This window comes from Virgibacillus litoralis, from assembly GCF_017873675.1.
GTDB classification, from domain to species: Bacteria; Bacillota; Bacilli; order Bacillales; family Amphibacillaceae; genus Lentibacillus; species Lentibacillus litoralis.
Genome location: NZ_JAGGKK010000016.1, coordinates 88,395 through 111,546, shown reverse-complemented (window position 1 = coordinate 111,546; position 23,152 = coordinate 88,395). Strand labels below are relative to the sequence as shown.

At 37.7% G+C, this 23,152-nt stretch carries 20 protein-coding genes and 2 other annotated features; of the genes, 8 read left to right on the top strand and 12 right to left on the bottom strand.

Annotation, left to right across the window (positions count from 1 at the left end):
* Positions 1–482: 482 nt before the first annotated feature.
* Positions 483–2,831 carry a nitric-oxide reductase large subunit gene (locus J2Z82_RS14225; RefSeq protein WP_209481440.1) on the top strand — a complete coding sequence of 783 codons (2,349 nt, stop codon included), beginning with the start codon at positions 483–485 and terminating at the stop codon, positions 2,829–2,831.
* A gap of 116 nt (positions 2,832–2,947) precedes the next feature.
* Here the strand turns inward: J2Z82_RS14225 and J2Z82_RS14220 are convergent, their stop codons facing one another.
* The 7 genes from J2Z82_RS14220 to guaC all read right to left on the bottom strand — a co-directional run bounded on the left by J2Z82_RS14220 (position 2,948) and on the right by guaC (position 12,095).
* Entirely contained in the window at positions 2,948–4,765 is a 1,818-nt protein-coding gene (locus J2Z82_RS14220) for a M6 family metalloprotease domain-containing protein (RefSeq protein WP_209481439.1), read from the bottom strand.
* Between the two features lie 310 nt (positions 4,766–5,075).
* Complete coding sequence (locus tag J2Z82_RS14215; protein WP_209481438.1) at positions 5,076–5,954, bottom strand: glycine betaine ABC transporter substrate-binding protein; 879 nt, start codon at positions 5,952–5,954, stop codon at positions 5,076–5,078.
* A 249-nt stretch (positions 5,955–6,203) separates the two neighbouring features.
* Positions 6,204–6,812, bottom strand: coding sequence for a SafA/ExsA family spore coat assembly protein (gene safA, locus J2Z82_RS14210; RefSeq protein WP_209481437.1), 609 nt, complete (start codon positions 6,810–6,812; stop codon positions 6,204–6,206).
* Positions 6,813–7,071: 259 nt separating this feature from the next.
* Positions 7,072–8,325 (bottom strand): YeeE/YedE family protein, encoded by a 1,254-nt coding sequence (locus J2Z82_RS14205; protein ID WP_209481436.1) that lies wholly within the window; start codon positions 8,323–8,325, stop codon positions 7,072–7,074.
* Positions 8,326–8,474: 149 nt separating this feature from the next.
* The gene (locus J2Z82_RS14200) at positions 8,475–9,095 is read right to left on the bottom strand and encodes an NUDIX hydrolase (protein ID WP_209481435.1); all 621 of its coding nucleotides are present in this window, start codon (positions 9,093–9,095) and stop codon (positions 8,475–8,477) included.
* Positions 9,096–9,223: 128 nt separating this feature from the next.
* The gene (locus J2Z82_RS14195; RefSeq protein WP_209481434.1) at positions 9,224–10,396 is read right to left on the bottom strand and encodes a hydroxymethylglutaryl-CoA synthase; all 1,173 of its coding nucleotides are present in this window, start codon (positions 10,394–10,396) and stop codon (positions 9,224–9,226) included.
* 715 nt (positions 10,397–11,111) lie between these two features.
* Positions 11,112–12,095 carry a GMP reductase gene (guaC, locus tag J2Z82_RS14190; protein ID WP_209481433.1) on the bottom strand — a complete coding sequence of 328 codons (984 nt, stop codon included), beginning with the start codon at positions 12,093–12,095 and terminating at the stop codon, positions 11,112–11,114.
* Positions 12,096–12,294: 199 nt separating this feature from the next.
* Between guaC and J2Z82_RS14185 the strand changes: the two genes are divergently transcribed.
* From J2Z82_RS14185 to J2Z82_RS14175, 3 genes are all read left to right on the top strand, one after another.
* A complete protein-coding gene (locus J2Z82_RS14185) occupies positions 12,295–12,756 on the top strand; it encodes a divergent PAP2 family protein (protein WP_209481432.1) in 462 nt (153 codons plus the stop codon).
* Between the two features lie 200 nt (positions 12,757–12,956).
* Positions 12,957–13,304 carry a four-helix bundle copper-binding protein gene (locus tag J2Z82_RS14180; RefSeq protein WP_209481431.1) on the top strand — a complete coding sequence of 116 codons (348 nt, stop codon included), beginning with the start codon at positions 12,957–12,959 and terminating at the stop codon, positions 13,302–13,304.
* A 58-nt stretch (positions 13,305–13,362) separates the two neighbouring features.
* Complete coding sequence (locus tag J2Z82_RS14175; RefSeq protein WP_209481430.1) at positions 13,363–14,817, top strand: Na+/H+ antiporter NhaC family protein; 1,455 nt, start codon at positions 13,363–13,365, stop codon at positions 14,815–14,817.
* A 53-nt stretch (positions 14,818–14,870) separates the two neighbouring features.
* Here the strand turns inward: J2Z82_RS14175 and J2Z82_RS14170 are convergent, their stop codons facing one another.
* The 4 genes from J2Z82_RS14170 to J2Z82_RS14155 all read right to left on the bottom strand — a co-directional run bounded on the left by J2Z82_RS14170 (position 14,871) and on the right by J2Z82_RS14155 (position 18,582).
* Positions 14,871–15,593 (bottom strand): amino acid ABC transporter ATP-binding protein, encoded by a 723-nt coding sequence (locus J2Z82_RS14170; protein WP_209481429.1) that lies wholly within the window; start codon positions 15,591–15,593, stop codon positions 14,871–14,873.
* Positions 15,594–16,259: an amino acid ABC transporter permease gene (locus J2Z82_RS14165; protein WP_092493900.1), complete on the bottom strand. Its 666-nt coding sequence runs from the start codon at positions 16,257–16,259 to the stop codon at positions 15,594–15,596.
* Between the two features lie 224 nt (positions 16,260–16,483).
* A complete protein-coding gene (locus J2Z82_RS14160) occupies positions 16,484–17,260 on the bottom strand; it encodes a transporter substrate-binding domain-containing protein (RefSeq protein ID WP_209481428.1) in 777 nt (258 codons plus the stop codon).
* A 245-nt stretch (positions 17,261–17,505) separates the two neighbouring features.
* Positions 17,506–18,582 carry a bifunctional 3-deoxy-7-phosphoheptulonate synthase/chorismate mutase gene (locus J2Z82_RS14155; protein WP_209481427.1) on the bottom strand — a complete coding sequence of 359 codons (1,077 nt, stop codon included), beginning with the start codon at positions 18,580–18,582 and terminating at the stop codon, positions 17,506–17,508.
* A 231-nt stretch (positions 18,583–18,813) separates the two neighbouring features.
* Positions 18,814–19,048, bottom strand: a binding site (T-box leader).
* 46 nt (positions 19,049–19,094) lie between these two features.
* Positions 19,095–19,324 (bottom strand) — a binding site (T-box leader).
* A gap of 346 nt (positions 19,325–19,670) precedes the next feature.
* Between J2Z82_RS14155 and J2Z82_RS14150 the strand changes: the two genes are divergently transcribed.
* Positions 19,671–20,555, top strand: coding sequence for a GNAT family N-acetyltransferase (locus J2Z82_RS14150; protein WP_209481426.1), 885 nt, complete (start codon positions 19,671–19,673; stop codon positions 20,553–20,555).
* Positions 20,556–20,775: 220 nt separating this feature from the next.
* On the opposite strand, the gene J2Z82_RS14145 is transcribed toward J2Z82_RS14150, so the two are convergent.
* Positions 20,776–21,537 carry an SDR family oxidoreductase gene (locus J2Z82_RS14145; protein ID WP_209481425.1) on the bottom strand — a complete coding sequence of 254 codons (762 nt, stop codon included), beginning with the start codon at positions 21,535–21,537 and terminating at the stop codon, positions 20,776–20,778.
* A gap of 263 nt (positions 21,538–21,800) precedes the next feature.
* Here J2Z82_RS14145 and J2Z82_RS14140 point away from each other — a divergent pair, with 263 nt between their 5' ends.
* The 3 genes from J2Z82_RS14140 to J2Z82_RS14130 all read left to right on the top strand — a co-directional run bounded on the left by J2Z82_RS14140 (position 21,801) and on the right by J2Z82_RS14130 (position 23,109).
* A complete protein-coding gene (locus tag J2Z82_RS14140; RefSeq protein WP_209481424.1) occupies positions 21,801–22,034 on the top strand; it encodes an SPOR domain-containing protein in 234 nt (77 codons plus the stop codon).
* Positions 22,035–22,240: 206 nt separating this feature from the next.
* Complete coding sequence (locus J2Z82_RS14135) at positions 22,241–22,621, top strand: cupredoxin domain-containing protein (RefSeq protein WP_209481423.1); 381 nt, start codon at positions 22,241–22,243, stop codon at positions 22,619–22,621.
* Between the two features lie 71 nt (positions 22,622–22,692).
* Positions 22,693–23,109 carry a hypothetical protein gene (locus J2Z82_RS14130; protein WP_209481422.1) on the top strand — a complete coding sequence of 139 codons (417 nt, stop codon included), beginning with the start codon at positions 22,693–22,695 and terminating at the stop codon, positions 23,107–23,109.
* Positions 23,110–23,152 lie beyond the last annotated feature (43 nt).

The following is a 23,152-nucleotide window of genomic DNA, read 5'->3' as shown; positions in this document are numbered from 1 at the left end:
CTCCTGTGGGACAGCGATCCTAAGAGACCCCACAGGGAGCGTTCTTTGCGAGCGAGGAGGCTCGTGGTGAGCCCACGGAAAGCGAGTATATTCCAGCTGCGTCGTTAGAAAGCCTCACAAAATGCTTTCAATAGGACTCCCTTAGTTAGTTCGCAGTTTATATCAATTACGTATTAGATTCAACCATTGATAATGAACGTTCTAAACAACTTATCCTGTTATTATTTGTCTTTAGAGTAGAGATTTTTAGTTATGTCTTAGCCTCTTTTTATTTTCTACTACCCCATGTGAACAATTCTTTACAATCCTTTCTGGACAAACAATCTTCAATAAAAATTTGACCTGCGTCAACGTTTTCCATCTTTAAATATATGATATTGGAACCAAGGGGATGGTCCCTATCGATAAATTAGTAGATATAAATTATTTCTAGCAGCAACGATATTTGTGAACAAACTCACAGAATGAGAGGATTGATGGAAATGGCTTCAAACAGGGGAAAACAAACGAATAAACCAACTACGGTCAATAGTCTTCTAAAATCAGTAACTATTGTGACACTATTACTCAGTTTCACCGCCCTGATTGTCGGAGGGTACTGGATATTTGAAAACAAGGCCCCTACCCCATTGGAGGTTGTCGCACCTGACGGGGAGATAGTAATGACAGAAGACACAATTAAAGGTGGTCAGGCTGTTTTTCAAAAATATGGGCTGATGGACTACGGAACTGTTCTTGGAAATGGATCTTATATGGGTCCTGATTATACCGCAGAAGCATTGAAAGTGTACACAGAAGGCGTTCAGGAATTTCATGCCGAGAGTCAATATAATAAAGCTTTCGATGAGCTTGAATCCGAGGAAAGAGCAATTATTGAAGATAACGTTATTAAGGAAATACGGAAAAACCGGCTAAATGATGATCAAACGATACTTCAGGTTACAGATGCACAATTTTTTGGAATTAAACAAGTAGAAGCTTATTACCACAATGTCTTTCAAAATGGCGATAATTGGGGGCTCGCCGGTGGGCTTATCCAGAAATCACATATGCCAGAGGAAGATAGAGCCTATGTTGCAGATGGCGACCAAATCGAGCAAATATCTCACTTCTTTTTCTGGACTGCTTGGATTTCCAGCACTGAGAGAATTGGAGAAGAAATTACTTATACCAACAACTGGCCTTATTATGAGGATGCTGGCAACACCATGTCCTACTCAGCCATACTATGGAGTGGCGTAAGTATTACAATTCTGGCCCTTTTTATCGCTATTATTTTATATGTTTTCTATCGATATCATTTTGGTATGGAACCAGCATTTACAAAAGATAATTATCCAGTTTTTAATCTAAACAAGAAAAAACCTACAGTCTCACAGGTTAAATCGGCAAAATTCTTCTTACTTGTAGCAATAATGTTTTTCGTACAAGTAATGTTTGGTGCACTATTAGCACACTATTACACCGAGCCAGACTCATTTTTCGGTATAGATTGGGTTTATGACATCCTGCCATTTGGAGTTGCAAAAGGATTCCATCTTCAATTAGCTATTTTCTGGATTGCAACTGCATGGCTTGGTATGGGAATATATATTGCACCAAATGTCGGAGGAGTCGAACCAAAGCGCCAGGGACTTCTTGTTGATATACTTTTCTGGGCACTTGTTGCCGTTGTGGGTGGTTCTATCATCGGTGAATGGCTCGGGGTCAATGGATTCCTCGGAAATATGTGGTTTTTGCTCGGTCATCAAGGATGGGAATATCTTGAGCTTGGACGAATATGGCAAATTGGTCTAGTAGCAGGAATGGCTATATGGCTGTTCATCGTATACAGGGGTATTCATAACGGACTTAAGAAAGAACGGGACAAAGGCGGATTAATCCATCTATTGTTCTATGCATCAATTGCAGTACCAGCATTCTATATCTTTGCATTCTTTATCAATCCAGATGGTAACTTTACAATGTCTGACTACTGGCGCTGGTGGGTTGTTCATCTATGGGTAGAAGGAATCTTTGAAGTATTTGCAGTTGTTATAATCGGTTTTATGTTAGTCAGTATGAAGCTTGTCACGCGAAGATCCGTAACCCGTATGCTTTACTTCCAGATAATACTTTTGCTTGGGACGGGTGTACTTGGAATAGGGCACCATTATTATTATAACGGATCACCGGAAGCCTGGATTGCAGTGGGAGCAGTTTTCAGCGCTCTTGAGATCATTCCGCTGACTCTTCTTGTACTTGAAGCCTATGAACAATATAAGATGATGAAGGAAGGCGGCGTTGATTTCCCTTATAAACTCACATTCTGGTTCCTAGTTGCAACATCACTTTGGAACATTGTCGGAGCTGGAGTTACTGGATTCCTTATCAATCTGCCGGCAGTTAATTACTTTGAACACGGTCAACAGCTGACCCCGGCACATGCACATGCTGCCATGATGGGTGTTTACGGTATGTTTGCAATTGCAGTATTACTATACTCTTTGCGGAATGTCGTGAAACCTGAAAAATGGAATGACAGATGGCTGAAATGGTCATTCTGGACATTAAATATCGGGCTTTTCGGCATGGTATTCATCAGCCTAATGCCAATTGGGTTTATCCAGCTGAAAGAAGCATTTGATAATGGTTATTGGGCAACACGAACCAGCGACTTCCTCCAGCAGGATATCATCCAAAACCTGATGCTGATAAGAGCCATTCCCGATACAATATTCATCATCGGTGTTGTCATCTTAGTTCTGTTTTGTATCAAAGCAATGTTTAATTTGAGAAAACCCGGACACACACCCGAAAAAGCATTACCTGATGATGAAACCGAGGTTTGAACAAAGCACAGCGCCGGCTATACTAAGCGGATCCATGTTGCCTGCATAACTGCAAATGAAAACAAACCGGGAAATAATAATATTCCCGGTTTGTTTTATATACTTATTTAGCTTCATTACTCATAATAGAAATCAGCAGTAATTGAACCATCTTCATTTTCTTGAATGTCTGTTACATGAATTCCACTATCAGCTGGAACATTACTATTACCTTTCCAAAAATAATAGGAACCTGTATGAACGTTTTTAGAGTTCGGTCTTAGTTGATCCCCTGTTTTAAAGAAGTCACCAGCGTCACCACGGTTTTCATATTTTTCAAGATCATAGTTCCCATCTGCTTGAAGAACAGAAAGACCATAATGCGTTACAACTGTACCATCACTTGCCGTATCCGATTGGTTATATTGGAATCGTTTATTCTTCCAGTTCTCTACATTGTTAGGACGGAACCCGGCAGTTCGGTATAGATTGATGATATTCTCATCAACGTGCCATGCTACCAGTCCGTTCGAATCTTTACCTTGACGAATTAATCCTTCATTAAAACCGCTTTGCTGAATGTTCTCAAACAAGAAATATTCTGTCCCATTCGAACCTGGAACTTCCATTTTCACAACACCATTATCTGCATCGGCTTGATCAATTGATGGAAGTGTAATAGTTTGCTTTGCGTCCTCAGGTGTTACTTCGATTGGTTCTATCCAATTTAAGAAAATTTTAGAGAATGGATCAAAATGCGTTGGTGAATTCCCTGAGTATGCAGCAGCATCAGGATAACGCATCCACGATCCACCTGCCATCATAGAGTAGTTACCTACACCTTCTGAAGAATAAGCAGTGTCATAGAAGTCAGGTAATCCCAATGCATGACCAAATTCATGTGCGTAAACACCTGGCTGTGCAGGAAATGGTCCTGTTTTTAAAGCTTCGTCATAGCCACCTGTTTCCAGGTTATAACCTGCAACGTTCCCGCCAATTTCAGGTTGAATATTGTAATTGTTTACTACCACGTCGTCATAAGTCATATCTTCTTCTATAGTTTTATTTATCCATTCATTATATTCCATACCCTCATACTGTGGTGCAGGTATACCTGTTTCATAGTACTTTCCATAATAAAGTGCACTGAGTACACTCCATTTATGCGACCAGATTTGTGCCGGATCTCTACTGAACTCTGCTCCGGTTCCTTCATGGATGATAAATACGTTAGGAACCTCCCCATTCTCAGCATACTTGCTAAAATCAACATCACTATCAGCCGACTTTAAAGCATCTCGAACAAACTCACCCATATGGGCATCACCATTTGCATTACCCAGAAGATACTCTCCACCATCAGCATAAGTCCCATCCTGATCTAAATAATAGGAGGCCCCTTTAGGGAGTTCTACCCATGCATAATCTGTATCTTCCAATCTAACTAATTCTACATTGCCATAGCTGGATTCCTTATAGGCATTTTGCATCGTCTTATCCGTTGGTGCTTCTTTTCCATTAAATTCAGCGAATTGCTCAAACTGTGGTAATTCATAAGGATTATATGAGTCGCCGAAAATCAAATCCTTAAAATATTTAGCATCAACCTGCCCTTTTGGATCCCCTACTGGCTCATCGCCTTCCTTGAATTTCGCCAGTATTACTAGCATTGGAACTTCGCCTTCAGATTCTTGATAGGCTACATGATTATCACCAGCTTGTTGAAACTTTGTACCGTTATTTAACTTTTCAGCAGGGTCAGTTTTAGATAAGTTCACCCCTAACTCCTTTGCCTTTTCTGCAAGATCTGGTGATGCTCCAATCTTATCGACCAAGCTTAAATTAAAGTCTGTAGCTTTCTTTGGTTGTGGGTCAACTTGTTCAGAATTACTTGAAAAAGCAAAACTTCCTACTAAAGTTGCAGATAATGCTAAAGCGGATAATTTCTTAAACAATAGATTTCCTCCTTTAAAATAATTGCTATACAGCCTATTTATATAGTACAACCTTCCTATAATTTATTGTATGGGTAAAAAGTATGATTATTTAGACAATTTTCTATTATTCGACATTTTTACTTGAAATATAGGTGTAGAAAACTCGATATACATTAAAAGGATTCATACAAAAGTGTATTTTCACTTTCTTACATTCGCCTTATATGGATTGAGTGTCTTACTTAACTATATAAAAAATAGGATAGACAAGGCATAATTTGCCATATCTATCCTGTTCCATATCTTCCTATTTAAATGTTATCCAGCTTTATTTCTCCAGCCATTTATTTACTTTGTCCTGATTTTCCTCAACCCAGGCTTCTGCTAATTCTTCAGGTGTTTTACCCTCAGAATCAATGGCCATAATCCACTTCTCAACTTGATCAAGCGTCAGTTTCATATTTGAAAACAGCTTATATGCTGTCGGCGATTGTTCTTGTAAGTCAGGAGTAACACCTACTTGAACATCATCAAGCTTCCATGCATTTTTGGGATCATCTAAAAATTTCAAATCCATTCGCACGAACATCGGATGAGGACGCCATGCATTAAAAACAATTCCACCTTTATCTTTCATTACACTTTCGACCTGAGCAAGCATCGCTGCTGTACTGCTGTTTTTTATTTCAAAGTCCTTCATGTCATATGTTTCTACCATTTTCTCTGTCGTATCTGCCATCCCACTGCCTGGATCAATTGCATAGACTTTATTGTCGAATTTCTCTTTATATTTGTTTAAGTCCGCAATTGAATTAACATCTTCCATGTATGCAGGGACAGCAACTCCTAATGGCATTTCGGAGTACAATGTACCCGCAATCTCAAATTGGCCTTCATATTCCTTTAAATAGGAACTTTGCAGGTTCGGTGCCCAAATATCTATGAATGCATCAATTTCTTTATTGGCTAAAGCTTCATATAATATACCAACCTGACCTTCCTCGATTTTCACTTCATATCCTTCTTGTTCCAAGATTTCTTTAGAAAGATATGCAGGTACAGTAGCATAATCATATGGATCTAACCCAATTGATATATTTTTTTGTTCTTTTTCATTTTCATTATCCTTGTTATCTTGACTTTCCTGTTGATCCCCGTTACATGCTGTTAGTACAAGAATAAAGGTCAGACTTAAAAAAAGTATCATTCTTCTTACACTTTTTGCTGAATTACTAATTTTACTCACTCTTTCGTGTATTATTTTAAGTACGGTTTTAATTCCACCTCCTATTATCCTCTACGCACTTCGAATATTATAATAACACAATCAAAATCGTTTTCAAAAAACTTTTAGACATAATGTTAATAGTGAAAATTTATAATATAAAACTCTATTTCCTAAGTAAAAATAATCCGTGAACTCTTTATAGAATTCACGGATAAACACTAATTACCATTATTTTTTAATAAACATTTGAGTCCAGTGGCGACCATCTTCCACGTACCCTACGCCAATGTGGGTGAAATCATCACTCAAGATGTTTGCTCTGTGTCCAGAACTATTCATCCACCCGTTGACAACTTCTTCAGCAGACGCATGGCCCTTTGCGATGTTTTCCCCTGCTGAGTTATAGGAGATTCCAAAGTCTTTCATCATAGTAAATGGTGAACCATAAGTTGGACTATTGTGGCTAAAGTAACCAACATTATTCATATCTCTAGATTTATACTTCGCTACTCTGGCAAGCTCCCAATCATATTTCAATGCAGGTAAACCTGCTTCTGCTCTTTCTTTATTTACTAGTCTAATAACTTCTTGTTCTTGATTATACTCATCATTTACCACTATATTAATTTGCTGTCCTGGATAAATTAGATCAGGGTTTGAAAGTTGAGGATTTGCTTCAATCAGCTCACTTACCCCTGTAGTAGTTTTTAAAGCGATCTTCCAAAGGGTATCACCAGGTTCAACAGTATATGAATCTGCTGCCATTGTAGTAGCAGGAAATAGTAGAGCTAATGACAAGATTGATATAATAGCAACTTTACTAAACTTGTTAATCATAAGAACATCCTTTCCTTTAGGTTATATTGCTAGAATAAAGAAGTATAGATATTTAGTCATTACAAAATATTTGGAAAGTTTATTACAATACAATTACATTGATGCATAAAGGATCGTCAAATGTTATGATAACGCACTCTCTATGACTATCCATCGTAATATAATCGAAATATGAAGGAGTATTTTTTTTAAAAACATTAATTGAATATACAGAGAAAAAAATCACCATGCGATTAATACACATGGTGATGCTAATAGATTAACAAAACGAATCTTTTGGTTTAGGAACTGATAAACCAAACAATGGTCTGAGATATAGCGCCACAAAGGTTCCAGCTAATGCCAATATTCCCCAAATGTACCCATGAAGGCTGAATGATGCGATCCCGCCAAAGTATGCGCCGATATTACAACCGAATGCGAGACGAGCACCATAACCTAACATCAATCCTCCAATTACAGCCGCGGTAACATTTTTACTGCTTATTTTCGTAAATTTGAAAAGTCCACCTGCTGCCGAAGCAAGAAACGCCCCTAGGATGACACCAAGGTTCAACACAGTTGTAGAGTCCATAAAAATCGATGACTCTAGAACAGCTGCATTTTCACCTTGCCAATATCCCCAGCTGGCTACATCAATTCCCAGAAATTGTGCTGCTTTAGATCCCCATAATGCGAAAGCTGAAGTAACACCCCATGGAGCGCCACGAGTCAATAATGTTATCGCATTAAGAACCGCCAATGCAATTGCAGCTGCAAACAATGGCCAGGATCCACGTAAAAGTCTCTTCCAGCCTGTTGTTGACGGAACAGATGCCATTTTAGGCGCTTTTTTCTTTTTTTCCACAACCAGGGTAAGCCAAGAAATCAGTCCAAACAACCCAATCGACAAGATCCAGGCACCTCCGTAACCTAACCCAGTAGATGTTGCTAGAGAAATAGGTTCAAAGGCCGGTAACTCTTGCGTCCAAAATGGTAAGTGATAGGCACCGATTGTAGAACCAACAATAAAGAATAAAAGTGTTACAAACATTACAGTGCGTCCACCACCAACAGCATAAAGCGTACCAGAAGCACACCCTCCTCCAAGCTGCATACCTATTCCGAACATAAAGGCACCAACAAAGAGACTAACGCCAACTGGTGCTACGTATCCAGCAACGCCTCCTCCAAAGAACGAGTAACCAAATGCTAAAATTGGAGCGAATAACGTAACTGCAACAGCTAACATTAACATATGCGATCTTAGAGCTTTTCCATTCCCTACAGACATTAGCCTACGAAATGCCGATGTGAAGCCAAAACGAGCATGGAATAACGTATATCCAAGCAACAGACCAATTACGAGCAGTAACGGTTGAACAATGTTTTGCGTAACCATTAGATATATCATTAACATAGCCCCAATAACTAGTCCCCCAATTATTAGTGGCATTTGAGGCTTATTTAAATCAGTACTATTCTGTTGTACTGGATCTTTCACTTCATCTATAGGTTGAACTTTGGCAGCCATTTAAAACATCCTTTCCTTATAAAATTAGTAGGAATTACTCCATACATAATAAAGGTTTATATTTTTAGTGTCAAAGGCAATTTGACCATATAAATGGTCCTGAACAATAAGATTTATTAAATCAAATCTTGTTCAGGACCAATAACATATTATTCATCTTGAATTATTTCAGTAAAATGGGATATAATTCTTGCAGTCAGACCCCATATAACCTTGTTATCATAGGTATAGAAATATTCATCAATCTTGCCGCTGCGCCAGCTATAATTACGACCACCAACAATTAGTTCATAAGGAAAATTCTCCTCAGGTTCAATCCCCATGTTTACTCGATGAATTTCCGGCTCCGTTTCCACGAAAAATTTCAGTGGGACCATAAAAACTTCTTCTACCTCTGAAGGGTTTGGTTCGATATGATCAGTCCTTCCAATGAAACCTGCATATGGATAAACAATCATTCCAAAAGGAGAAACAAGATAATCTAATGGGTGAACCTCTGAAATGTCAGCCCTATTAATACCTAGCTCTTCTGTTGTCTCCCTGATAGCAGCATCCTGTTCTGTTTGATCCTGATCCTCAAGCCTTCCCCCAGGAAAGCAAATTTCTCCCGGCTGCCTTTTTAAAGAATGTGAACGAACTTCAAATAGAATATTAATCTCATCATCCTTTTCAACAAGTGGGATAAGTACTGCAAATTTTGAAAAGCTTTCACTTCCAAGGATTTTAGGGGTATGCTCTTTCACTCTAGTGAAGATTGCATTTGTATCCATATATTCACCTCAAGACTTTGTATATATTTCCGAACGGGATAATAGTTTAATAATACCATTAAATAACAATACTCCCAAAACCGAAAAACTCTGGAAAGAATATATCCATCCAGAGTACCACTTTAGTTTTATTTTACCTTATTTACATATTGCCGCTTATTATCATCCATACCTGATAAGCAAATGGACGCAGGATCGTTATTTATATCCAAGTTAACGGTTGATCCATCAGTTGGCAGCGTCTGCTGGAAAATTTCTTCATATTCTGGAACCGTTACTTCTTTTCTTGCGGAAAATAAATTGTTATGCTTTCCCACATACAAGTGTTCTCTGTAGTTTGGCTGCAAGATACCGGTGAAGAATTCTCCAACAGCCCCGGAACCATAGCTGAATAACCCGATTCTTGACCTTTCAGCCAAATCATCCTTTTGTTCAATAAGAGAAAGCAAACTTAGGTATAATGAGCCAGTATAAATGTTTCCTACATTTCTATTATAGCCTGTACTGATTTTGTAGTTTGCTACTAATCGTTCTTTCGCATCTTCTGATCCTTCATCCAATACAGTCTTTAACGCTTTAAGTCCCATCTTTGTATATGGAAGGTGGAAACAAATTGCCTCAAAATCATTTAATTCCAGACCGGATTTAGTCTTGTATTGCTCCCATACTTTAGAAAAGAATGAAATGTATTGTTCATTGGACAATTTCCCGTCAACAAAAGCTTTGTCAGAATAGACTGGACGCCAAAAGTCCATAATATCAGAGGTGAAATATACACTCTGATCTTCAAGTGCCATAATATTAGGATCTGCACTAATTACTAGTGCAACTGCTCCAGCCCCCTGGGTTGCCTCTCCTGGTGTATCCAAACCATACCTTGCAATATCTGAACCAAGAACCAATACCTTGCTTTTTGGATTCAATGCAATATGCCCTTTTGCCATTTGGATACCAGCTGTCGCCCCATAACAAGCCTGTTTTACTTCGATAACGCGAGCGTATGGATTTAACCCTAATAAGTCATGCACATAAACGCCAGCTGATTTGGAACTATCAATACCTGACTCTGTTCCAAAAATAACAAAGTCAATCGCTTCCTTATCTTTCTCGTCCAATACTTCCAAGGCGGCATTCGCTGCTAATGTAACCGGATCCTGTGTAATCGGAGGTATTGACATCTTTTCCTGTCCAATACCAATTGTAAATTTCTCAGGCTCTACATTTCTGCTGACAGCCAGTTTGTTCATATCAACAAATAAATGAGGTGCATAAAAGCCTATTTTATCTATCCCTATTTTCACGATGAGTTCTCCTTTACTTCCCAATATTAGAAAAATAACTTGGCATTCGCCAAGCATCAATGACGAGTGCCTTAGTTGCACTTATGCAGTAAGAAAGGATTTATACTTTCTTACCTGCTTAGAAAACTTGGCATTCGCCAAGCATTAATGGCGAGTGCCTTAGTTGCACTTATGCAGTAAGATAGTTTTTATACTTTGCTTTCTTACCTGCTAAAATCAGACCACAATATATACATAAAGTGGCTAAACTACATTTTACTATAAATAACAGCAGAATTAAATTTTCATGATGATGAGAAACTCTATTCATTATTAAGTATCCTGCTCAAGCTGTAATTTAATATAGATATTTATTGTTATATGAATGAGGAGTCAGTAATCGAATTAAAGCAAATCGTGGATAACGGAATGAGGATCCGACAAATCAACAGGATGAATCCTCATTCCGCTAAAAGGCGGAAAAGGTCTTTCAAGAGGGATGAATCGGATCCTCGTTCCGCTAATCGCATAATATTTATGGAATATGAGGTTTAAACAGACAAATAACGGAATGAGGATACGAAAGAAGCCTCAAAACGAGGAGTTTTCAAGGAATAACGGAACGAGGATTCATCACCCTAAATCCTCTAATGAAATTATTTAAGCGGACACCAGTATGTCCGCTTACAGCTAGATTCAATGCCTGCTTTCGTGATAAAAAGCGGAACCCATTTATTTAATATACTTTATCTCCATTAAAAATGGAATTTTTTACAACGACATAATCTACATTTCGAATTGCTTGCAGTTTGTATCCGCCCGCATAAGAAATGGCTGATTGAAGATCCTGCTCCATTTCAACCAATGTATCTTTAAGTGAACCTTTATGCTCCACAAACATTTTCTTACCTTCCACATTTTTCTTTTCGCCTTTTTGAAACTCTGAGGCTGAACCAAAGTATTCTTTAATGAACTTTCCATCTTTTTCAATCGTTTCACCCGGAGATTCCTCATGTCCAGCGAACAATGAACCAATCATTACCATAGATGCCCCAAATCTAATCGACTTTGCTATATCGCCGTGCGTACGAATTCCTCCATCAGCAATAATCGGTTTACTTGCTGCCTTTGCACACCATCTTATTGCTGCTAATTGCCAGCCGCCGGTTCCAAACCCGGTTTTTATTTTTGTTATACATACCTTCCCGGGGCCAATACCTACTTTTGTTGCATCCGCACCAGCATGCTCTAGTTCTCTTACTGCTTCTGGAGTACCGACATTTCCTGCGATAACGAAACTTTCAGGCAGGTTTTTTTTAATATGCTCAATCATTTTAATGACTGCATTGGAATGTCCATGTGCAATATCAATTGTTATGAATTGTGGTGAAAGCTGTTCATCAGCTAATTGCTGTATGAAATCATACTCTCCAGCTTTTACCCCTACACTAATAGATGCGATTAATCCACGTGAAATCATATCTTTAATAAAAGCGATACGCGACTCAGGTTCAAAGCGATGCATAATATAAAAGTAACCATTTTTGGCTAAGGAGAGTGCAATCTTTTCATCTATAATAGTTTGCATATTTGCTGGAACTACAGGCATTTTAAAAGTGTACCCACCTAAGCTTACAGTTGTATCACATTCAGACCTGCTATTTACCACACATTTTGCGGGAATTAATTGAATATCCTCATAATCAAACGCATTTTCCATAATAACACCTCTTAAAAACGAATATTTTATATTTATTTAAATTTAATGTTCGTACATTAGGTAATTTACATTATTATTTGCATTATGTCAAAGAATTTCATAACTAGTTAATATATATACTTCTTATTCAACGAACTATTTCCTCTTTACTTTGTATAAAAAGCAGATTTTTTTCTCATCCTATTCTTGAGGTGACGATATGTTAAATCGATCTATGATAACTGCGTTAATAGGTATAGGTGCAGCTCAATTCCTGAAGGTACCCCTGAAATATTTAGAAGAAGGTACATGGGATTGGAAGAGGTTGATTGGTTCTGGTGATATGCCAAGTTCCCACTCTTCAGCAGTTACAGCACTTACCACTTATGTAGGACTTAAAAAAGGTGTTCCTTCCATTGAATTCGGTGTCAGCAGTATTTTTGGTTTAATTGTCGTATATGATGCAATGGGAATTCGCAGGCAAACTGGTGAAATTGCCATGGAAGTAAACGTATTAAACGAACAGTTAGAAAGATTTGCAAATGAGCATCCAGGTATTTATCACAAAGAACGCAAGAAAAAACTTGAGGAACTGCTTGGGCACATGCCAATCGAAGTAGCTGGCGGCGCGCTTTTAGGTATTACTATAGGAGCTATTAGTTATCTAACAGAAAAAAACTAATACACATTTGATACATATCAGTGATGTACCTTAAACGAGCTTTGACCCTCCAAGCTCGTTTTAATTACTTATAAATTCAACTTATGATGATTTTTATGGAGGCTGTAAGTGTCACAAAACTATTTTTTGACCTACAAACGGTATGAAATAGTTTCGAGCTACACATATTAATATCGACTAAAAATCTTGGAGGTTTTAAAATGGGAGTATTATCAACATCACCAACAAACATGGATAACTGTATTGAAGCATGTCTTAAGTGCGCTCGAGCGTGTGAGGAATGCACAACCGCTTGCCTGCAAGAACCAGATGTTCAGGCCAGAATCAGATGTATTCAAACGTTAAATGATTGTGCTGAAATTTGTTTTCAAGCAGCAGCTTACATGTCACGAAACAGTACTTTCGCCAACCAGCATTGCCAGATTTGCGCAACTATCTGTGATGCGTGTGCAGTCGAGTGTGAGAAATTCAAGGATAACCATTGCCAGGAGTGTGCAAGAATTTGCCGTGAATGCGCGGAAATATGCAGGAATATGGTTTCTTCTTAATTTTATCATCCCCACTTATACGTGGGGATTTTCTTCATTAATATAAAGGAGAGATAGTATGGATTTATGGTTATCAGTGATTCCACCAATTTCGGCAATTATTTTTGCTATATGGACGAAACAAGTAATCCCATCCTTGTTAATTGGTCTTTGGATTGGCAGTTTCATATTAACACAGTCGTTTTTTGGATCGTTTTTTAAAACCGTTGATTACATAACCGGTGTTTTAACCACCTCTGGCAATATTCACGTTGTATTATTTCTATATATTTTTAGCGGTCTGGTTGCTCTAATCCAGGTATCTGGAGGGATACAAGCCTTCGCAAAGTTTGTTGGAAAATATATTGATAGTAGTCAGAAAACGTTTGCCGCATTGTGGGCATTGTTGCCTGTTACATTTGTTGATTGTGGTTTTCGTGTTGTAGCTACTGGAGCAATTATTAAACCTTTAGCTGAAAAATACAATATAGCTAAAGAAAGATTGGCATACATGTTAAATAACTCATCGAGTCCTGTCATTTTGTTAATCCCTATTGCAACAACCTTCGTAGGTTATATTATCGGAGTTGTTCAAAATGGAATGGACACTACTGGTATTGAGGGATCTGCATTTTCATTTTACTTGCAGTCCCTTCCTTATCAATTTTTTAGTTTTTTTTCTATTCTCATTGCGCTGACCACGATAATGCCCAAGTTAAATTTGGGTCCAATGAAGGAACTAATTCGAAACCATTCTTCTAAAAAAGCAGATTTGCAAACTGAATTTGCGGAAGATATGTCCCACCAACATAAAGCGGAAACAAGTAAAGACCAAACTGGTAATGCAATGAAAGGTAATATGGAACATAACCATGATATGGATCAGGAACCCTCGCTTAAGCCAAAGTTAATTAATCTTTTAATTCCTTTGTTAACTTTAATACCGCTGAGTTTTTTTCTAATGATCGGGAGCGAAGAATCATCAAAAGCAATGTTAGTAGCATTGATTCTTACACTAATTGTGACCTTTCTTTTATATTTGGTTCAGGGACTTAAACTAGCTGAACAAGTGGATAATTTCATTAAAGGCGGAAATAAACTTATAGTTACCATAGGTATATTAATTGTTGCTTGGCCAATTTCAACTGTGTCACAAGACCTTGGCTTAACAACACTCATTGAAAACACCCTTTCCAATACGATTAGTGCCACTTTTGTCCCGGTAATTACTTTTGTTGTAACAGCTGCTGTTTCTTACTTCATTGGTTCGTCTTGGGGGAGTTGGGCTTTAATGATGCCTGTTGCATTTACATTAGCTGTCGCAACTGGGTCTTCCATCCCTATAATCGTGGCGGCAGTATTATCAGGTGGAACATTTGGGGATGTTACCTCGCCAGTCTCAGGAATGACTGCAATGTCTGCTGGTATTGCAGAAGCAGACCATATGAAATATGTAAAAGCTATGTCTCCATATAATCTAGGAGCTGGCGTGCTGGCAGCCAGTGCATTTTTTCTTGTACCAATACTTTTTTGATACGATACAAAAAGGCAATCCCGGACTAACAGCAGGATTGCCTCTAATTTAAATTATAGAATCTTACTTAAAAATGATTGAGTTCGTGAATTTTGAGGGTCATCAAAAATTTGTTGTGGACTTCCCTCTTCCACAATAATACCTTCATCCATAAATAACACGCGGTCTCCCACTTCCTTAGCAAAACCCATCTCATGTGTCACAACAACCATTGTCATACCTTCTTCTGCTAAATCCTTCATCACCTCAAGCACATCCCCAACAAGTTCAGGGTCAAGAGCAGATGTAGGCTCGTCAAACAGCATAACTTTCGGATTCATTGCAAGAGACCTGGCAATTGCTACACGTTGTTTTTGTCCACCGGAAAGGCTATCCGGATAATCATCTGCTTTATCAGATAATCCAACTTTTTCGAGAAGTGAAAGGGCGACATCTTTGGCTTCATTTTCGGATAGATTTTTTACTTTGAGTGGACCAAGCGTAATATTTTCCAAGACCGTTTTGTGTGGGAATAGATTAAAATGTTGAAAAACCATGCCCACTTGAGAGCGGACTTCATTAATATTGACGTTTGGATCTGTTAATTGGTCCCCGTCAATCGTAATTTCTCCTGCTGTGATATCCTCGAGAAGGTTAATACATCTAAGAAATGTACTTTTTCCGGAACCCGACGGTCCAACAACGCAGACAACCTCACTCTCATCAACTTTAGCATCAATCCCTTTCAACACCTCTAAGTCACCGAACGATTTGTGTAAATCTTTTACTGTAATCATTTATACATCCAGCTTCCTTTCTAGTCTGTTCAAATAAAGTGCTGTTGGCACCGTGATACATAAGTAAAGTAAACAAACCATAACTAATGTTTCAAAAATTTCAAAGGTAGTGTTGTAGTATTCTTTTGCCATAAACACAACATCATGTACTACAATAACTGAAAATACAGACGTGTCTTTTAAACTAATAATAAATTGGTTTCCAAGAGGTGGAATCATTCGTTTAAATGCTTGTGGCCAAATAATATAACGCATCGTTTGGTTTTCAGTTAATCCCATCGAGCGTCCTGCTTCATGCTGTCCTTTATCAATTGAATAAACAGCGCCACGAACAATTTCAGCAATATATGCACCAGCATTAACTGCTATTGCAATAACCCCGGCATTAAATGAAGATATGTTCAAACCTATTAGGTCTTCGGAAACACCATAATAAAGAAATAGTGCTTGAGCCAGTATTGGTGTCCCACGAACAACCTCAACATAAACTGACCAGAACCCTCTGATTATTTTGTTTTTAGAGAGTTTCCCTAAACCAGCTAAAGACCCAATAATCATCCCAAAAAACAAACCAATAACCGTAATCATTACAGTGATTTTCAAGCCATCTATTAAGAAAGGCAAACTTTGAACATATGCTGATTCCATAAACGTTGTATAAATCATTCTGTATCTCTCTCCTTTAGAAAACTTGGCATTCGTTAAAGGGATTCTTATGAAAGCGTATTTTGCCTTCTTAGAACCCCTTATACTCTGGAGTGCAAGCCTTAATATAGATAAGCCTTAATTGCACTTATGCAGTAGATAAGTTTTTATACTTTTATAACTGCTAATAAAACAGCGTAACAAGCAATTACTTGTTACGCTTGAATTTTAGTCTGCAAAGATGACTATTCTGTTTCTGGTGGCTCTGTTCCAAACCACTTCTTATAAATTTCTGCATATGTTCCGTTTTCTTTCACAGCCGCTAAACCTTCATTTATAGGCTCAACCAGATCTGATCCTTCCGGTAGTGCAATACCATATGGCTGACCTTCTAATACTTTACCAACTGTTTTTAATTTATCTGGAGCATTTTCTTTAATATAATATTTCACGTTTGGTAAATCATATAAAACGGCATCAAGACGTCCTCTTTCCAGGTCCATATATGCAGTAACAATTTCCGGATATGCTTCAACTTCAGCATCGGTATTTGCTTTTAAATAATCGTTACTTGTCGACCCTTGGCGCGCTCCAACCTTTAATCCGCCTACATCTTCTATTGACTCAATGTCTGAATCAGCAGGGACTGCAAGAATTAAACCAGAATCATAGTATTTATCAGAGAAATCGATGAACTCTTCACGTTCCTCCGTAATAGAAATACCAGCGATACCTATATCATTCTTACTTGTTCTCATTGATGCAAGTAAACCATCAAATTCCATGGTTTCAAATTCTACATTAAAACCAGCTTCATCAGCGATAGCTCTCATCAATTCAATATCAAAGCCTTCCATTTCACCAGTGTCGGGATTCTTATATTCAAAAGGCTGAAAGTTAGAATCTGTAGCGACTGAATAAGTTTTCCCTTCTCCATCGCCACTAGTCTCACTTGATCCACAAGCAGCAAGTAAGCTGATTGAAATAATTGCAATAAATAATAACGTTAGTTTCTTTTTCACGTTAACTATTCCCCCTTATAAATTATAATTATAGTGTATTTTTATATATTCTCATAGTATTCACACTTTTCAAATTCCTGTTTAAGGCTAAATACCTATAAAAATTGTTATATTTCAGATTCTTGCAAATTTAGTTTTAATTTGTGTACAATATCTCTGATATACACGGTATAACTATAATACATGCAATAATTGATAGATAATATTACATGTAATGGAAGAAAACTTAAAATCCATTATAAACCTTACGCTAGTTTCCCTTTAAAAACCTTTAATTCCTCAATAAACGTATTAAATTCAGGAATATTCATCTGTTGAGCCGCATCGGACAACGCAACTGCAGGATCTGGATGAACTTCCGCCATAATTGCGTCTGCTCCAATAGCCAAAGCTGCTTTTGCCGCTGGAAATAGTAAATCTTTTCTTCCGGTAGAGTGCGTTACATCAACTACAACTGGTAAATGGGTTTCTTTTTTCAAAATAGGTACAGCAGAAATATCCAATGTATTTCTTGTTGCTTTTTCGTAAGTTCGGATTCCGCGTTCACATAAAATAATCTGGTCATTTCCTTGTGAAATAATATATTCTGCTGCATTAATAAATTCTTGAATTGTTGCAGAAAGACCTCTTTTCAGCAATACAGGTTTCTTGACTCTCCCCACCGTCTTAAGTAATTCAAAATTTTGCATGTTGCGGGCGCCTACCTGAATAACATCAACATAGTCCAAGGCCTCTTCAACGTCCTGTGGTGTAAGAATTTCACTAACAACTGACATGCCTACTTCGTCAGCAACTTTTCTTAAAATATGCAAACCTTCTATTCCCAAGCCCTGAAAGTCATATGGAGAAGTACGAGGCTTGAACGCTCCACCCCTCATTAAAGTAAGGCCTTGTTCCTTCATTGCTAGGGCAACTTCTTTCACTTGTTCATAGCTTTCAACAGCGCATGGTCCCATTATAAATCCTTGCTCACCATTACCAATTTTCTCCCCATTAATATCTACAATTGTATCTTCAGGGCGTGCTTTTCGTGAGACTAATAATGCCTTCTTATGGTCATCTTCCTGCAGTTCTAAACTTGCTTTAAAGATCTCCTTAAAAATATGTTGTATAGTTGATCTCTCAAAGGGACCGTCGTGGTGCTCATTAATTAAATCAAGAGATTGACGTTCACGAACAGGATCAAACCGGACTGTACCTTGTTTCTCCTTTTGATGGCCAATCTCTTGCACAACTTCAGCTCGTTGATTCAATAATGTTAAAATTTCCAAGTTGATATCATCAATTTTATTGCGTAGCTCATTTAATTCATTTGTAGACATAAGTTCATTCCTCCTGATTTTATATTATTTTTGGCTCACTTTGTTGCTTTATAATCTCCGTAGTTGATATAACTACGACGCAGTGCGAAAAAATAAAACAAGACTTAGACCAATTAAACTATTTATTCAATGTTCACATGAACCTTTTCACTATAAACCTGCATTTGCTTCTTATCGGAAACAGCGTCACCTCCCTAAAAAAATAAAAAACCGCCCACTGCCGTCATAAACGACAGGGACGATTTCACACGCGGTACCACCCATATTGTGAACAAACAAAATAGTTCACCTCTTTAAGATTGTTAACGATCAATTGACCGTCTTTCCTTTCATAAGTAAAAATTCCTTACTACGAGAAAGAAGCTCAAGGATTGTAATTCATGCTTATCTGTGACTGATTTCCACCACCATCAGCTCTCTGGAACAGGGAGATATAACACTACTTGATTCCTTTCATTGCCTATAGCATTATTTAATTATACTAAAAAATCCCTACTGGTCAGTTAATAACCAATAGGGACGATTGATATCGCGGTACCACCCTAGTTGTGAAGAATTACGCTTCACCACTTCAGAATTGTTAACGTACAATTTACCGTCTTTCCCTTCATAAGAATTTCTCCTTACTACGAAAAAGAAGCTCAAGGACTGTAATTCATGTTTATCTTTGACTGATTCTCACCACCATCAGTTCTCTGAAACAGGGAGATAAAACACTACTAAATCCTATCATTGCCGGATTATATTAATTTATTTTCTATAAATTATAGTTTCACAATTATATTCTAAAATTCAGTCATTTGTCAACTCTTTTTTGAATTTTATGACTAGAAAAAGTTAATTTTGAAATCTATTGTTGTCATGACACTTTTTGAGGTTAGCATTCGATTATATTTACAGGAGGGTACTATACTATATGCAAAACAAAAATTTAAGTGCCCAATTAGTAAACATGGTTTATCGTCATTCGTTAATGCCTTAGTTATATTTAAATATACATTCTTAACTGCCAAAAAGGTTTATCATTTAATACGTAAGGTGGTAAAATTATGTTTTGAGAAAAGGAAACATTTAAGGAGTGGAGTAATATGGATAAAACCATCCGAATTCTTAATAGTGATGATTTTAAACACTTAGAGAAAATGGACACGGGAATTGAGGATGATTATATAAAACGTATTTTTAATAGACTCATAACTGGAAAGAATCGTTTATATGGATTATTCTTGGATGACCAAATGGTTAGTTTGGGTGGACACTCTATATATGCCAGCCGTTACGCAATGTTAGGCAGATTAAGGACAGATCGCCGATTTATGGGAAATGGTTTTTCAACAGAACTGATGTATCATATGATGAGTAAAGCTTTTCAAATTAACGGAATACAATGGGTAGGGGCAAATACACAGGAGCATAATACACCCGCAAGACGTGTAATGGAGAGAATCGGATTAACGCCGTATATCCCACAACATGCTGCCCAGACAAAAGATACCACAGCACTTGAGACAGGATCAGAACCATGGACACCTGTAACAGATCTACAGCGAAAAAAAGACTGGCTTAAAGAAATGTATAGTACACCAATATCAATATTCCCATACGAGTGCTACTATTCATTCCCGGTTTCAAAAGACTTATTTCAAGAACATGACCTAATAAAATGGTCTTTTTATGAAAATCAATCAAAAACGCGGGCGCTTATTACAAAAACTGATCAAAAGAAACACCATTATTTACATGCCATATACCCATGGAACGACATCACTTCACAGGAAGGGCTATGGGAGACAATTGCAAACGATTATCAGCAGCTTCTAAATCAGACAGAAGAAGAAACATATATATGGATGGATCTCACTAAAGAGCAGGCAAATGCCCTCCCTATTAATCACCAGTTCACACTGCCATCACCATGGATCTTATATGGAATTGATAAATCAAATTGGGAAATGGGGCAGGCCCTTGCTTAGAACCCTCATTCCAGAACAAAGGTGCTAGGCGCTGGCCGGTGAGAACGCCACGTCCTGTGGCGTCACCGGCACTAGTACATCCTGTACGTCGGAGCTGGACGTGGCTGATTCTGGAGTCCAGTTAACCACAGCACTTAAATTTTATAGTTTCCTACAATAAAAACAAGACTGAACACTTCACTATACAAAGCGTTCAGTCTTTTTTAATGAAATTGCGAGATTAGAATGCAGCAGTCCAGCCACCATCAGCTGTTACAACGGTCCCGTTAACAAAACTAGATTCATCAGAAGCTAAAAACAGTGCCACTTGTGCAATTTCTTCCGGTTGACCCGACCGAGGCATTACTGCGTGTGCGAGCTGGGCACGGCTTGCTCCGAACTCACTAATATTTTTCATACTGGATGCAATGTTTGTTTCTACACCACCTGGTGCAATAGCGTTACATCGAATGCCTTTCTCTGCATACATGAACCCTGTATTCTTCGTTAAACCAACAACTGCATGTTTTGAGGCACCATAAGTAGCACCAGCATGAGCGCCATTTAGCCCACCAGTGGATGCGGTATTAATGATGACGCCTTTTTCTTTTTCTAAGAAGATTGGCAGCGCTTTACGTATTGCCCGCATAACACCTTTTGTATTGATATCAAAAATTAAATCCCATCTTTCATCTGTAACTTCTCCGACTGGCTCCATTCCATCCATAATTCCAGCATTATTAACAAGAATATCTAGCGTCCCATACTCACTTACTGCTGTATCAATCATATTTTCAATGTCAGCAAGTTCTGCTACGTTTACTTTTACCGCCTTAGCTGTTCCACCATTGTTAGTAATCTGGTCCGTTACTTTTTCAGCTCCTTCAAGATTAAGATCAGCTAATATAACTTTAGCCCCTTCTTTTGCATAGAGCTCAGCTATTGATTTTCCCATTCCGGAAGCTGCCCCTGTTACAACTGCGACTTTTCCATCTAATTTCATACTGTTCCTCCTTGTATTTTAATATTTAGAAATAAAGTTCATATCGTTTTCTACGTATTGAAAACATTAACCTCCCTCAACTCCATATATTTAGTATACTATAACCTTAGTATAAAATTACTCGCATATTCAGAATAAACTACTTAACTACCACCATCATAATTCAATAGATTATTTAATCATTTTTAAAAGATCCATGTTTAATGACCATTCCTTTACCTAACATCCGAGTATACTATTAAAACAAGTTAGGGAGGATTTTTATGGCAAATTATAAAATAGTAGTTGAAACTACTGGAATGAAAAAAAGTGCACAACAACGGTACAACTTAATTACTAGAAATAAAATAAATGCTGACATTAAGACATATAAAACTGATGGTGGAGAAATTTATAGTGTAGAAGTTGGACCATATTCAGGGAAAAAGCAAGTTCTTCAAGATGTTGATAAAATTAAGAGGTTAGGAATAAAAAATGCCTTTATTACAAGCGGATAAAGTTGGACGACCAAAATAGCGACACCTTCAAAAAGCAATCTTCTATTAATAGTAGAAAATTGCTTTTTTACACTGGTATCTACATATAATATGAAAAATATAGAAGTTCACACATTTGACTCAGTTTCTCCATAAAAAATGGATATTTAGTAATTACAATTAGCACTGTAGTAAACAAATAGACTTAAAGTTTGAGGAGGATTTATATGAAAAAAGGATTATTGGCAGTACTGGCTCTAGGACTTATCCTATTTCTTGCAGCATGTGGCGGAAGTGACTCAGGTGACTCAAGCAGTGGGGATGACAGTTCATCAGCATCAGCTTCCAGCAATGAACTAAATATAACTGCATCAAATTTTGATTTTGATAAAGATAAATATACCGTAACTGCAGGTGAGGAAGTTGCAGTTTCTCTTACAAATGAAGAAGGCATGCATGGTATTTCAATTGACGAGTTTGATGTGAAGATTGAAGGTGAAGGCGAAGCATCCTTTACCCCTGAAGAACCAGGTGAATATACTATTTACTGCAACATCCCTTGTGGTGAAGGGCACGCTGACATGCAAACAACACTAGTTGTTGAATAAATGCAGGAACTAAGAAGCTGTTCTGATGGAATAGCTTCTTATTTTTGTACATAAAGTGAGGGAGAGCAAATATGCATAAAAAGACAATTGGAATTGGTCTTATAGTAATCATTGGACTAACACTTGTATTATTCGTTACCTTAACATCAGAAAATAACACTGGTGGAGACAGTCTGACACAGGAAGAAGCAGAAAGTGGACTGAACTTACAGAAGAACGGGGCCAACGGAACATATACTGTCAACCTTATTTCCGGAGACTTTGGTCAAGAATCAGAAGGAAAAGTACTTAATGATACTGACTGCACACCAGACGAAGAAGGCATCAGCCGCTGCCATAACGACATAGAACTATCAGACTCAAACAAGAAAGTCACCATTGTTAACCCCCATAACATGAAAAAGAACCGGTGCTTGAGACCTGGTGAAACAGTTCATTTATCAAGAAATCAGAATGGTAAGGTAACAGTTAAATTGATGGAATTATAATTAAGTAAAAAACGGTGCCAAAAGCAGTTTTGCTTGGACACCG

What these genes read in the sequence shown, in the direction of transcription:
- safA (WP_209481437.1), bottom strand. Translation starts at nt 6,812, where the DNA reads ATGATTAACAAGTTTAGTAAAGTTGCTATTATATCAATCTTGTCATTA.
- J2Z82_RS14150 (WP_209481426.1), top strand. Translation starts at nt 19,671, where the DNA reads ATGGATAAAACCATCCGAATTCTTAATAGTGATGATTTTAAACACTTA.
- J2Z82_RS14175 (WP_209481430.1), top strand. Translation starts at nt 13,363, where the DNA reads ATGGATTTATGGTTATCAGTGATTCCACCAATTTCGGCAATTATTTTT.
- J2Z82_RS14140 (WP_209481424.1), top strand. Translation starts at nt 21,801, where the DNA reads ATGGCAAATTATAAAATAGTAGTTGAAACTACTGGAATGAAAAAAAGT.
- guaC (WP_209481433.1), bottom strand. Translation starts at nt 12,095, where the DNA reads ATGGAAAATGCGTTTGATTATGAGGATATTCAATTAATTCCCGCAAAA.
- J2Z82_RS14185 (WP_209481432.1), top strand. Translation starts at nt 12,295, where the DNA reads ATGTTAAATCGATCTATGATAACTGCGTTAATAGGTATAGGTGCAGCT.
- J2Z82_RS14180 (WP_209481431.1), top strand. Translation starts at nt 12,957, where the DNA reads ATGGGAGTATTATCAACATCACCAACAAACATGGATAACTGTATTGAA.
- J2Z82_RS14155 (WP_209481427.1), bottom strand. Translation starts at nt 18,582, where the DNA reads ATGTCTACAAATGAATTAAATGAGCTACGCAATAAAATTGATGATATC.
- J2Z82_RS14225 (WP_209481440.1), top strand. Translation starts at nt 483, where the DNA reads ATGGCTTCAAACAGGGGAAAACAAACGAATAAACCAACTACGGTCAAT.
- J2Z82_RS14170 (WP_209481429.1), bottom strand. Translation starts at nt 15,593, where the DNA reads ATGATTACAGTAAAAGATTTACACAAATCGTTCGGTGACTTAGAGGTG.
- J2Z82_RS14130 (WP_209481422.1), top strand. Translation starts at nt 22,693, where the DNA reads ATGCATAAAAAGACAATTGGAATTGGTCTTATAGTAATCATTGGACTA.
- J2Z82_RS14200 (WP_209481435.1), bottom strand. Translation starts at nt 9,095, where the DNA reads ATGGATACAAATGCAATCTTCACTAGAGTGAAAGAGCATACCCCTAAA.
- J2Z82_RS14135 (WP_209481423.1), top strand. Translation starts at nt 22,241, where the DNA reads ATGAAAAAAGGATTATTGGCAGTACTGGCTCTAGGACTTATCCTATTT.
- J2Z82_RS14215 (WP_209481438.1), bottom strand. Translation starts at nt 5,954, where the DNA reads ATGATACTTTTTTTAAGTCTGACCTTTATTCTTGTACTAACAGCATGT.
- J2Z82_RS14145 (WP_209481425.1), bottom strand. Translation starts at nt 21,537, where the DNA reads ATGAAATTAGATGGAAAAGTCGCAGTTGTAACAGGGGCAGCTTCCGGA.
- J2Z82_RS14205 (WP_209481436.1), bottom strand. Translation starts at nt 8,325, where the DNA reads ATGGCTGCCAAAGTTCAACCTATAGATGAAGTGAAAGATCCAGTACAA.
- J2Z82_RS14165 (WP_092493900.1), bottom strand. Translation starts at nt 16,259, where the DNA reads ATGATTTATACAACGTTTATGGAATCAGCATATGTTCAAAGTTTGCCT.